The organism is Pseudomonas cyclaminis (assembly GCF_015163715.1).
Classification (GTDB): Bacteria; Pseudomonadota; Gammaproteobacteria; order Pseudomonadales; family Pseudomonadaceae; genus Aquipseudomonas; species Aquipseudomonas cyclaminis.
Genome location: NZ_JADDUM010000321.1, coordinates 1 through 11057, shown reverse-complemented (window position 1 = coordinate 11057; position 11057 = coordinate 1). Strand labels below are relative to the sequence as shown.

Below are 11057 nucleotides of genomic sequence, written 5' to 3'. Positions count from 1 at the left end.
TTGTCTGGAAAAACGGGGGCGGCTTGATGGGGCTCTGGCGCCAGCCCAGCGCGGGGCAAGCCCGCTCACCACAGGGTTATGTGTCAGCCTTTGAGAGTTGTGTAGATACACATGCTCATCGGGGCAAGCCCCTCCCGCATTTGGCTCAGCGGTGTGCCTGGACCCGTACCCGCCCAAGCATCATGGCGATCATCACCTTGGTCATGATCGCCATGCCAGTCACTGTCGAGGCCCGAAAACCTCCTCAATAGACTCACGGCCGTTGCGGCTTGACCGATGTACCAAAGGTATTGCCCATGCGCACGCTGGTTGCCGCAGGGGTGGCTAAGCCCACGGTGTTTGGCGGGCGTTTTTCCACGGACAGGTTCTGCGCCTCACGGTTTTTCTTCGCGGCCTTGGCTGCATTCGTGTCATTGCCCATGTGTTGGCCCAGGCAGCCATAGTCGGGCGCCTTGTAGCCATCCACCGTGACTTCGGTGCAACCGCCGGGCGCGTTGTCGGCGTGGGCGAGCAAGGGCAGGGCGGCGCACAGCAACAGGCTGGCGAGCGTCGGGAGCAGCTTCATCATGGCCTCCTGGCAGGCCCGAGGGAGTGGGCCGGTAAGGCTTTGGAGTCTAGTGCAGCGGGCTTCTCGTCACCGTGATGTTTTTTTTGCTATCACCGTAACATCAGGTTCATAAACGGGCCTCAGGATGACGGTTTTCTAGGGTGCGTCGGCCGTGCAGCGATGCAACGCAGGGGGTGAACAGAGGGCCTGGAGGCGCGCCGTATGCGCCCTGGTCTTGCTGTTGCTGCTGGCCGGCGGCAGCGTTGCGCGGGCGCAGTCAGCGCCGTTGCTGCTGAACCTGCCCGCGCAAGACCTTGAACACGCCTTGCAAGCGTATAGCCGCGCCACCGGGATGGCGGTGCTGGTGGACCGCGAATTGACGCGGGGCCGTCGCTCCTTCGGCGTGCACGGTCGTTTCACGGCGCAGGAGGCTCTGGCGATGTTGCTGACGGGGAGCGGCCTGATGGCACGTTATGCGCGCAGCGATGCGTTTACCTTGCAGTTGCCCGAGGTCAGCCAACCGCCCCCCGGCTCGTGGTGCGGCGGCCCGCAGCGCTGCGCGGATCAATAACAGCTACGCGACGGCCTTGCAGCAGGCCATCGAGACCACCCTGTGCCGTTCGCCCTTGACCCGCCCCGGCAGTTTTCGTGCGCTGGTGCAGGTGTGGGTCAACCGCGACGGCAGGATCGAACACAGCCGGCTGGTCAGCTCCACCGGCGATGAACAACGCGATGAAGCACTGGTTCGCGGCCTCGGCGCTGCACGGGTGGAACGCCCTGCGCCGAGTTCACTGCGCCAACCGCTGACTTTGCTCTTGATGCCCGACACCACAGGAACACGCATGGAATGCACAGCCGTAAAAGGAGCCTCGGGCGGATGAAAAGTACCGGGCACAGTACGATGGTCAGCTTGTTCCTGGCGTCCTACGAAGACTTCAAGGTGCGCTTGCGCAAGCGCTTGGGCTCGGAGGACCTGGCCAACGATGTCCTGCACGAAACCTACCTGCGGGTCGACCGCATGGAAGTGCCGCCGAATCTGGCGCAACCCAATGCCTACCTGTACCGCATGGCCCTGAACATCGCCGCCGACCGCCGCCAGGCCGACGCCCGCCTGCTCACCGGCAGCGAGGTGGAAGAGCTGCTGCAAAGCGCCGACGAAGCCCAGGACCCGTCGCGGGTGGTGGGTGGCCAACGTGAAATCCAGTCCCTGGTCAAAGCCCTGTATGAACTGCCCGCACGCCGCCGCAAGATCCTGATCGCCGCCCGCCTGGAAGAAGCGCCGCACCTGGAAATCTCCCAGCGCTTCGGCATATCCACGCGCATGGTGGAGAAAGAAATCAAGGCCGCCCTGGGGCATTGCGCCAAGCGTCTGGAAAGAAAAGTGATCCAGCGGTTCGGTCCCGGCGCCGGAAAACCGTCTTAGTGTTGAGTCCCTGATAAAACCGTGAGTATGTGCGCGCTTGAACATTTTTAGCTTCTCCCTCGCCCGGCCATCCGCCGCCAGCCCCTTGCACGATGAAGCTCGCGACTGGCTGCTCCTGCTGACCTCGGGCCGTGCCACCGTGGCCGATGCCAAGGCCCTCAAAGCCTGGTGCGACCAGAGCACTGAGCATGCCCAGGCGTTTGAACAGGCCAAAGGGTTGTGGCAGCAATTGGCGCCGGCGCTGGAGCAAACGTCTGCGCCGCGTCAGTTCGGGCGTCGCGCATTCCTCGGTGCTGCGATTGCCGCGTCGGCGGCGGTGGTGATGGTGCGCGTCGGTGTGCCAGGCGGTTTTTCCGGGCTCACGGCGGACTATCGCACCGAGGTCGGCGAGCAGCGCCAAGTGCTGTTGAGCGACGGCGTGAGCCTGGAACTCAACACGCAGACACGCATCAGCCGGGTGGGGCAGGGGATTGAACTGCTCGAAGGCGAGGTCGAGGTCGTCGCCCATATTGCGCAGCCGCTCAAGGTCCAGGCCGGGGAGGGCTGGGTAAGCGCGGCGCAGGCGCGCTTCAATGTGCGGCATACCGATCACAGGGTGTGTGTCACCTGTATCGAAGGGTCGCTGTCGGTGGACGTTGGCGGCAACAGTCTGAGTTTGGGCAGTGGTCGGCAAATGAGCTATGACGCTGCCGGGGTCAGTCCCGTGACGACGGTGGATACGCAGGCAGTGGTGGCCTGGCGTGAGCAGGTACTGGTGTTCGATAACGCGACGCTGGCGACGGTGGTGGACGAGATCAACCGCTATCGGCCGGGGATGCTCGTGCTGCTCAATAAAGAACTGGGACGGCGGCGGGTACAGGCGCGGTTCAGTCTGCAGCAGTTGGCCGGTGTGGCGCTGTTGATTCGGGATGCGTATGGGGCCAAGTGTACGGAGTTGCCTGGGGGCGTTGTTTTGTTGAGTTAGGCCAGGTCTCTTCAGTTGAGCCCAGCCCAAATGTGGGAGGGGCGGTGCGACGATAGCAGTGGGTCAGTCAAAGTTGCATCAACTGACACTCCCTCATCGAGGCATGCGTATCTACACATCTTTCAGTGGATGGTGAATCTATGGCAAATAGGCTGTTGTGGTGAGCGGGCTTGTCCCGCGCTGGGCTGCGAAGCGGCCCCAAACTTTCACCTCGATTGATTCTGGCACGCTGCGGTGACCTTTTAGGGCTGCTGCGCAGCCCAGCGCGGGACAAGCCCGCTCACCACAGAGTTGTGTAGATACCCATGCTCATCGGGGCAAGGCGAATCGTCGCACCGCCCCTCCCACATTTGGATCTCCATACATCAGACAGATGTCAGCCAGCATCGGCTCTGGCTTTTGATCTCAGTCACCCCCACCCGCAAAGGCCCCAGCACCTGCCGATACCGCTCCACCCCCTGCGCCGTCTGCCTGACCAACCGGATCTCCAACCCCATCGGATCCGCCCGCCGATTCCCACTCAACTGGCGCCAGCCCTTGTCCGCTTCCCACACCCGCACCTGCAAATCGCTGACCCCGGTCAACACCACGACGCCATCCTTGGCCGCCGGTAACGGAAACCGATCCCGCGCAGGCGCGGCGGCGCGATACAGGCTGTCGCCCTTGAGCCACCAGCGCACGCGTTGCAACCCACCCCCGGCGACCGGTGCGCTACGAATCACATCCAATTCAAATCCCTTGCTGTCAGAACTGCGCACCGTCACGCCCGCCAGTCCGTCGGCGTCGTCTTTCGGCGCGGTCAGTTCGACGCTGGCCCTGAGGCTGATGTCCCGCTGCAGCTGGTTCAGCACGCGCAACAGCGCCTCGGTCTGTTCCGTGCTCGCCTGCAGGTGATGATCGGCACGGGTCACGCTGTCCAACCCGCGCCAGGCGATCAGGCTGACTACCGCCATCAGCATGATCGCGACCATCACTTCGATCAGCGTAAAACCTCGTTCAGCGCGCTTCATGGCAGGCTCACCACGCGCATCAAACCGGCGGCATCCCGTTGCAGGCTGAGGCTGTGTTGCCCGTCGGACAGCACCACGCGCACGGGTGGGTTGATCCACTCGGCATCGAGTACCAGGGTCTGCCCAGGTTCGATGTTGATCTGCATCGACGTGCTCTCCCATAGACGTGGGCGCAATTGGGCATCGCCCTTGAACGCCTCCATGCCCAGCCCGTCCTCACTACGGCGGTTGAAGCGAAAGCCCTTGGCATCGGCGCGCCAGGTAATCGGGCGGCCGTCGGCGCGGGCTTCGGCCTGGGCCACTTGCAACAGTTGGCTCAGGCGCTCGGCGTCTTTGCGCAATAGGTGCAGTGGGTCGGGCTTGATGCTCAGGCTGATGGCGGCACTGGCAATGCCGATGATCACCAGCACCACCATCAGCTCGATCAGGGTGAAGCCGTGTTGTTTCATCGCGGGGCACCTGCTGAACTGGCGAGGTTGTGAAATAAAAACGTGCGAATTGGCCTGTACGCTGGAGACTCGGACAAACAGGAGGTCCAGCTCATGGCTTTTTCCCTGCGATTTTCGCCCGCCCAGGGCGTGCAGATCGGCGCGCTGGTGGCGGCCCTGGCCGGCGGGGTAGTGTGGACGCCACTGCTACTCACCTCCGCCGAATCCCATACACCCCAGGCCACCCCGCAGGCCCTGGCGGCGCGCAGTGATAACCCGGCGCTGCAATGGTTTTCCAATGCGCCGACGGCGTTGCAGGTCAAGGTCACTGGCGTGCTCGCCGGCGCGCGTGGTGCGGTGGCGATCCTCAGCCTCAACGACGGCCGCCGCGCAGCTTTCTATTGGGTGAGCGCCTCAGCCCCGGCGTGCGGCTGACGGCCATCGAGGGCGATGGCGTGGAGATTGAACGGGGTGGCGAGAAACTGCGCGTCAACCTCGACAAGCTGCCGGATGCCCCTGCGTTGCCGCGCCTCACTCGGCCATGACCTGAGTGGCGAGGCGCGCCAGGGGCGGCGCTTCGCGGCTGGCGTCGAGCACCAATACGGTGATCTGAAACAGCGGGCCATCGGCGCTGACGGTTTGCTCGCACCGCAGTTTCAGGCGGCCCTGGTCGCACTCGACGGTCTGCTTGCCGCTGCGCAGACGGCCCTCCAGCCGGACTTCCGCCAGGCGACTTTGGGCCGCCAGCAACGCCATCGACTTGTCCCGCAACAGCCCGTTGCTCTGGGTCATCAACCCGGCCACACGCACCGAGGCGGCCATGGCCACGGCAATGATCGCCAGCGCCACCAGCACTTCAATCAGGGTAAATCCTCGCTCGCTGCGATGGCCGTACATGGCGCTCTCAAAGCCTGGAAACAGGCCCGCAGACTAGCGCCGCGAGTTGACCGATTGGCGACCGAACCTCCCGAGGATTTTCAATACGACTGACATGTGTTCTTGCAACACTGCGCCACGAAATGCACCCAACCCAAGGAATGTCGAGATGGATATCGCGCGCCTAACATCCCCATTGCCAGGCCCTCGCGGCCAGCGTGGCTTTACCTTGATCGAGATCATGGTGGTGGTGGTCATCCTCGGGATCCTGGCGGCAATGGTGGTGCCCAAGGTGCTCGACCGGCCGGACCAGGCGCGGGCCACGGCGGCCAGGCAGGACATCGGTGGCTTGATGCAGGCGCTGAAACTCTACCGCCTCGACCACGGCACTTACCCGAACATGAACCAGGGCCTGAAAGTACTGGTGGAGCGCCCGGCGGATGCCAGGAACAACACATGGCGCGCCTATCTCGACCGTTTGCCGAATGACCCGTGGGGCCACCCGTACCACTACCTCAATCCAGGCGCCAACGGCGAAGTCGATGTGTTCTCCCTCGGCGCCGATGGCCAGCCGGATGGCGATGGCGTGAATGCCGATATCGGCTCCTGGCAGCTGTAAGGCGCGCCATGAAACGGTATTCGCCCCCAGCGGCGAAGCAGCGCGGCATGGCGATTATCAGCGCGCTGCTGATCGCCGCCGTGGTGGCGGTGATCGCCGGTGCCATGCTCACGCGCCAGACCGTGTTTACCCGCAGCCTGGAAGCCGAGCAGATGCGCATCCAGGGCCAGTGGCTGTTGCAAGGGGGGGTGGAGCGCAGCCGACAGATGCTGTGGGAGGCGCGCCAGAAAGACGTGCTGACCCGCCTGGACCAGCCGTGGGCCAGTGCCCAGGGGGGGGGCGTTTGAAGGTCGGGTTGAAGACGAGCAGGGCAAGTTCAACCTGCGCAACCTGGTCAACCGCCAACGGGTGGATGCCGAGCAAGTGCAGAGCTTTGAGCGTCTGTGCCGCCTGATCGGCGTCGACCCGGCCGTGAGCCGGCGCATCAGCCAGCGGGTGATCGCGTCCTATGAGCAACTCGACACGCCCGCCAGGTACCCGATGCTGCGCAGCCTGGATGACCTGAGCGGTATCGAAGGCCTCGACCCCGAGGTGGTGCAGCGCCTGCGGACATATATCAGCGTGCTGCCCGACATCACCTGGGTCAACGGCAACACCGCCCGCGCCGAAGTGCTCAGCGCCGTGGTGCCGCAACTGAGCCTGTCCCAGGCCCAGGCGCTGGTGGCTGAACGTGACGGCGGGCGCTGGTTTATCAACCGGGGCGATTTCGTCAACCGTCTGCACTTGCCCCAGGTGGCGGTGGACTCGGTGCAGGTGGGCATCACCAGCGAGTGGTTTCGCCTGCAGGGCCAAGCGCGGCAGGCGCAGCGGCGTGTGACCCTTGATGCGCTGCTGCACCGTCCGGAGAGCCGCCGGCCTCAGGTGATCTGGTCGCGGGTGGGCGTATGAAACGCTTGCGCATTGCCTTGCCGCCGCTGGCTGAATTGAGTGTCGACAGCCGGGTGAAATGGGCCTGGCTGGAGCGTGGCGCGGTGGTCCGCGAAGGTCATGAAAGCCTGGCGCAATTGGGCAAGGGCCGCCACGCGGTGGACTGTTTTCTGCACCCCCGCGACAGCCTGCTGACGAGCCTCGAATTGCCGCCATTGCCCGCCGCCAAAACCCAGGCCGCCGTGGCCTGCGCGGCCCAGGCGTTGATCCTCGGCCCGGTGGAGCAGATGCACGTGGCCCACGGCCCTCGGGAAAGCGACGGCCGCGTGCAGGTCGGCTGGGTGCCCAAGGCCGGGCTGGACCGGCTCGGTCAGGTCCTGGCGCTGGCGCAACTCAAGCTGCGCGGCCTGTACCCGGCGCCCTACGCCTTGCCCGTGGGCGCAGCGGCGCTGGACGAAGGCTGTTTGTTGACCCGCGACAGCCTGCAACAAGCGGCGGTGCACCCGCTGGGGTTGCAGGCCCTCGATATGCCGCTGGTGGACGCCGCGCAGCGTTGGGCCGGTACCGTGCCCGCCTGGGGTTTGCACGCACGCCTGCGCCAAGCCTCCAGGGGTGGCTGGGGCAGGGCGCTGGCCTGTGTCGCGCTGGCTGCGGCGGTCTGGACGGTCGGCCTCAACCTGTATGCCGCCCGCCAGGCGGATGAAGGCTTGCGGCTCAAAGCGTTGATGAGCCAGCAGGTACGCCAGGCGTTTCCCGAGTTGCCGGTGGTGCTCAACCCGTTGCAGCAGGCCCGCCAGCAACTGACGGCACGCCAGACCGGTGCCGCCGCCGATCCCGGCCAACGCTTTCCCAGCCTGCTGCAACTGGTGGGCAGCCACCTGCCGTTCATGGTGGGCAGCGTCGACACCCTGACCTTCGAACAAGGGCGCCTGCACTTGGCGTTGCTGGCTGACAGCCGCAGCCCGGCCGCCGAGGGCGAGTGGCAGGCCGCCTTGGCCCAGGCCGGTTTCGCCGCCACGCGGGACGACCATGGCTGGAGCATTGCCCCCGCGCAGGTCGCAGAAAAACCGGGAGCCGGCGATGAATAAATGGCACCGCCTGCGCGGCCAGACCCAGGTGTTCTGGAACGGCCTGGCCCTGCGCGAAAAACGCATGCTGGTGGGTGTCGGCCTGGTGCTGGCGAGCCTGTTGACCTGGCTGGTGCTGGTCCAGCCCGCGCTGAAGAAGATCGACTATTGGCAAGCCGAAACCCCCAAGCTGCGCGCCCAGGCCGCCGCCTTGCAGGGGCTGTTGCAGGACGTCAGTGCACCTCGCCCGCCGACGAGGCGCGCTGCGCCAGGCCCTGGACAGCGCCGGTCTGCAAGGCCGTTACCAGTTGCAGGCGCTGGACGCCGGCGGTTGGCGCCTGATCTTCGACAACGCCCCCGGCCGACGCCGTGGTGGGCTGGTTGCTGGGCAATCCCCGTTCGTTTTCTCTGGAGGTGTCCGAGGCGCGTTTGCAACGTGCCCCGGACGCCGTCGACACCTCGGCCGGCACTGTGTCCGGGACCGTTCGCATGGATCAGGCGCTTGGCGCTAAGGAAGCTTCATGAAGTGGTCAGTCCCCCCTTTTCGTATGGCCGCGCCACTGCTGTTGCTGGCGCTCAGTGCATGCAGCAGCCAGGAGGCAGCCAAGCCGTTGCTGGTGGACAGCGAACTCGGCCAGCCGTTGGCCGACACGCGCCGCAGCGGCGATAGCGTGCTGGATCGCCAGCGCGAACTTGTCCCCAAGCCCGCCGTGCAGCATCGGGTGACCAACAGCGTCCGAGGCCAGGCCCCGGCGACGGTCAAGGCGCGTAACCCGTTGGGCGACCAACCGGTGCAACTCAACTTCGTCGACGCCGACATTCAGGCGGTGGTGCGCGCACTGTCCCGTGCCACCGGCCAGCAGTTCCTGGTGGACCCGCGTGTCAAAGGCAACCTGACGCTGGTCAGCGAAGGCCAGGTGCCTGCGCATCAGGCCTACGACATGCTGCTGGCGGCGCTGCGCATGCAGGGGTTCAGCGTGGTCGATGTCGGCGGCGTGGCCCAGGTGGTGCCGGAGGCTGATGCCAAGTTGCTCGGCGGGCCGATCTACAGCGCTGGCAGCAGTGGCATGCAGACCCGCACTTTCCGCCTGCAATACGAAAACGCGGTGAACCTGATCCCGGTGCTGCGCCCCATTGTGTCGCCGAACAACCCGATCAATGCCTACCCCGGCAACAACAGCATCGTCATCACCGACTATGCGGAAAACCTGGCGCGGGTCGCACAGATCATCAGTGGCATCGACACCCCCAGCGCCATCGACACCGACGTGGTGCAGATCCAGAACGGCATCGCGGTGGACATCGCCGCCATGGTCGCCGAACTGCTGGACACCCAGGGCGCCGACCAGACCCAGAAGATCAACGTGATCGGCGATCCGCGTTCCAACTCGATCATCATTCGCTCCAGCAGCCCCGAACGCACGGAGCTGGCGCGCAACCTGATCTACAAGCTCGACAACGCCCAGAGCAACCCCAGCAACATGCACGTGGTGTACCTGCGCAACGCCCAGGCGGGCAAGCTGGCCCAGTCGCTGCGCGGCTTGCTGACCGGCGAGAGTGACGCCGGGGTCAGCGACGAGGCGCGCGGCAAGCTCAGTGCCATGGGCGGCAACGGCCAGAACACCACCCCAGCCAGCAACGCGCAGAACAGCAGCGGCACGCCCACCGGCAGTGGTGTGCAATCGGGCTATGGCCAGGACGCGCAAGCTACCGGCAGCACGTCCAAGGACCAGGACACCGCGTTCAGCGCCGGCGGCGTGACCATCCAGGCCGACGCCACCACCAACACCTTGCTGATCTCCGCGCCGGACCCGCTGTACCGCAACCTGCGCGAAGTGATCGACATGCTCGACCAGCGCCGCGCCCAGGTGGTGATCGAAAGCCTGATCGTTGAAGTGAATGAAGACGACGCCACGGAGTTTGGCGTGCAATGGCAGGCCGGCAACCTGGCGGGCAATGGCGCGTTCGGTGGTGTCAACCTCGGTGGCAGCGGCCTCGTGACCACCGGCAAGACCAGCATTGACGTACTGCCCAAGGGCCTGAACATCGGCCTGGTCAACGGCAGCGTGGATATCCCGGGGATCGGCAAGGTGCTCGACCTCAAGGTGCTGGCCCGGGCGCTCAAGAGCAAGGGCGGCACAAACGTGCTGTCCACGCCGAACCTGCTGACCCTGGACAACGAAGCGGCGAGTATTTTCGTCGGGCAGACCATTCCGTTTGTCACCGGCAGCTATGTCACCGGCGGGGGTGGCACCAGCAACAACCCGTTCCAGACGGTGCAGCGTGAAGAAGTGGGGCTCAAGTTGAACGTGCGGCCGCAGATTTCCGAGGGCGGGACGGTGAAGCTGGATATCTACCAGGAAGTCAGCAGCGTGGACTCACGGGCGTCGGTGGAGGCGGGCACGGTCACCAACAAACGCGCGATCGATACCAGCATTTTGCTGGATGACGGGCAGATCATGGTGCTTGGCGGCTTGCTGCAGGACGGCTACAGCCAGAGCAATGACGCCGTGCCGTGGCTGTCGAGTATTCCGGGGTTGGGGGCGTTGTTCCGCAATGAGAAACGCAGTGTGAACAAGACCAACCTGATGGTGTTCCTGCGGCCCTACATTATTCGCGACAGCGGGGCGGGGCGGGCGATTACGTTGAATCGCTATGACTATATGCGCCGGGCCCAGGGTGGGTTGCAGCCGGAGCACAGTTGGGCGATGCCGGATGTGCAGGCGCCGCAGCTGCCTTCGGTGGAGAAGGCGATTCCGGCAGGCGCACGGCCATGAGCCTGCTGCCCTACGCCTGGGCCAAATCCCAGCGCATCCTCCTGCGTCCCGGCGACGAAGGCACGCTGCTCACCGTCTGCCCTTCAACCCCCGGCTGGGCCATCAGTGAAGTCCAGCGCCAGTTCGGTGAGTCGCCCATTGAGCAGGTACGCGATGACGAACTCGACGGCCTGCTCGCCAGCGCTTATGCCGATACCGGCAGCGCCGCTGCTGTGGTCGGTGCTGCCGAGAACGAGGTGGACCTCGACCGCCTGATGCAGGACATGCCCGAAATCACCGATCTGCTCGACACCCAGGACGGTGCCCCGGTGATCCGCATGATCAACGCCTTGCTCACCCAGGCCGCCCGCGATGAGGCGAGTGATATCCACATCGAACCCTACGAAACCCATTCCGTGGTGCGCTACCGCGTCGACGGCACGCTGCGCGATGTGGTGTCGCCGCGCAAAGCGCTGCACGGTGCGTTGGTGTCGCGGATC

The 11057-nt window shown here is 65.1% G+C and carries 10 protein-coding genes and 4 pseudogenes; 10 read left to right on the top strand and 4 right to left on the bottom strand.

Annotated features, from left to right (window positions below):
* Positions 1-253: 253 nt before the first annotated feature.
* Positions 254-565 carry a hypothetical protein gene (locus IQK56_RS29490; RefSeq protein WP_122308926.1) on the bottom strand — a complete coding sequence of 104 codons (312 nt, stop codon included), beginning with the start codon at positions 563-565 and terminating at the stop codon, positions 254-256.
* A gap of 217 nt (positions 566-782) precedes the next feature.
* On the opposite strand from IQK56_RS29490, the pseudogene IQK56_RS29485 reads away from it, so the two are divergent.
* From IQK56_RS29485 to IQK56_RS29475, 3 genes and pseudogenes are all read left to right on the top strand, one after another.
* Positions 783-1428, top strand: a pseudogene (locus IQK56_RS29485) (secretin and TonB N-terminal domain-containing protein).
* On the top strand, positions 1425-1970 hold the full coding sequence (locus tag IQK56_RS29480) for an RNA polymerase sigma factor (protein ID WP_193901939.1): 546 nt from the start codon (positions 1425-1427) through the stop codon (positions 1968-1970). The pseudogene IQK56_RS29485 and the gene IQK56_RS29480 overlap by 4 nt, the downstream one beginning before the upstream one ends.
* Positions 1971-2007: 37 nt before the next feature.
* Positions 2008-2934 (top strand): FecR family protein, encoded by a 927-nt coding sequence (locus IQK56_RS29475; protein ID WP_193901938.1) that lies wholly within the window; start codon positions 2008-2010, stop codon positions 2932-2934.
* Positions 2935-3299: 365 nt separating this feature from the next.
* On the opposite strand, the gene IQK56_RS29470 is transcribed toward IQK56_RS29475, so the two are convergent.
* Positions 3300-3944, bottom strand: coding sequence for a type II secretion system protein GspJ (locus tag IQK56_RS29470; RefSeq protein ID WP_193861706.1), 645 nt, complete (start codon positions 3942-3944; stop codon positions 3300-3302).
* Positions 3941-4393 carry a type II secretion system minor pseudopilin GspH gene (gspH, locus tag IQK56_RS29465; protein ID WP_122305530.1) on the bottom strand — a complete coding sequence of 151 codons (453 nt, stop codon included), beginning with the start codon at positions 4391-4393 and terminating at the stop codon, positions 3941-3943. Before gspH ends, IQK56_RS29470 begins: the two co-directional genes overlap by 4 nt.
* Positions 4394-4486: 93 nt before the next feature.
* On the opposite strand from gspH, the pseudogene IQK56_RS29460 reads away from it, so the two are divergent.
* A pseudogene (locus IQK56_RS29460) lies at positions 4487-4917 on the top strand (type II secretion system protein N).
* Here the strand turns inward: IQK56_RS29460 and gspI are convergent.
* Entirely contained in the window at positions 4904-5269 is a 366-nt protein-coding gene (gspI, locus tag IQK56_RS29455; RefSeq protein ID WP_193861707.1) for a type II secretion system minor pseudopilin GspI, read from the bottom strand. The pseudogene IQK56_RS29460 and the gene gspI sit on opposite strands and share 14 nt — an antisense overlap.
* A gap of 148 nt (positions 5270-5417) precedes the next feature.
* Between gspI and gspG the strand changes: the two genes are divergently transcribed.
* The 6 genes and pseudogenes from gspG to IQK56_RS29425 form a co-directional block, all read left to right on the top strand.
* Positions 5418-5867 carry a type II secretion system major pseudopilin GspG gene (gspG, locus tag IQK56_RS29450; protein ID WP_150675255.1) on the top strand — a complete coding sequence of 150 codons (450 nt, stop codon included), beginning with the start codon at positions 5418-5420 and terminating at the stop codon, positions 5865-5867.
* Between the two features lie 8 nt (positions 5868-5875).
* Positions 5876-6755: pseudogene (gene gspK, locus IQK56_RS29445) on the top strand (type II secretion system minor pseudopilin GspK).
* Positions 6752-7822, top strand: coding sequence for a type II secretion system protein GspL (gspL, locus tag IQK56_RS29440; RefSeq protein WP_193861708.1), 1071 nt, complete (start codon positions 6752-6754; stop codon positions 7820-7822). Before gspK ends, gspL begins: the two are co-directional and overlap by 4 nt.
* Positions 7815-8326 (top strand): annotated as a pseudogene (gspM, locus tag IQK56_RS29435) (type II secretion system protein GspM). Before gspL ends, gspM begins: the two are co-directional and overlap by 8 nt.
* Positions 8323-10578 carry a type II secretion system secretin GspD gene (gspD, locus tag IQK56_RS29430; protein ID WP_193901937.1) on the top strand — a complete coding sequence of 752 codons (2256 nt, stop codon included), beginning with the start codon at positions 8323-8325 and terminating at the stop codon, positions 10576-10578. The pseudogene gspM and the gene gspD overlap by 4 nt, the downstream one beginning before the upstream one ends.
* Positions 10575-11057, top strand: a 483-nt coding sequence (locus IQK56_RS29425; protein ID WP_246500314.1) for an ATPase, T2SS/T4P/T4SS family, incomplete at its 3' end; no start/stop codon positions are given. The genes gspD and IQK56_RS29425, both read left to right, overlap by 4 nt.

Coding starts and splice junctions, on each gene's coding strand:
- IQK56_RS29470 (WP_193861706.1), bottom strand. CDS start 3,944: ATGAAGCGCGCTGAACGAGGTTTTACGCTGATCGAAGTGATGGTCGCG.
- gspL (WP_193861708.1), top strand. CDS start 6,752: ATGAAACGCTTGCGCATTGCCTTGCCGCCGCTGGCTGAATTGAGTGTC.
- gspD (WP_193901937.1), top strand. CDS start 8,323: ATGAAGTGGTCAGTCCCCCCTTTTCGTATGGCCGCGCCACTGCTGTTG.
- IQK56_RS29480 (WP_193901939.1), top strand. CDS start 1,425: ATGAAAAGTACCGGGCACAGTACGATGGTCAGCTTGTTCCTGGCGTCC.
- gspI (WP_193861707.1), bottom strand. CDS start 5,269: ATGTACGGCCATCGCAGCGAGCGAGGATTTACCCTGATTGAAGTGCTG.
- gspG (WP_150675255.1), top strand. CDS start 5,418: ATGGATATCGCGCGCCTAACATCCCCATTGCCAGGCCCTCGCGGCCAG.
- gspH (WP_122305530.1), bottom strand. CDS start 4,393: ATGAAACAACACGGCTTCACCCTGATCGAGCTGATGGTGGTGCTGGTG.
- IQK56_RS29490 (WP_122308926.1), bottom strand. CDS start 565: ATGAAGCTGCTCCCGACGCTCGCCAGCCTGTTGCTGTGCGCCGCCCTG.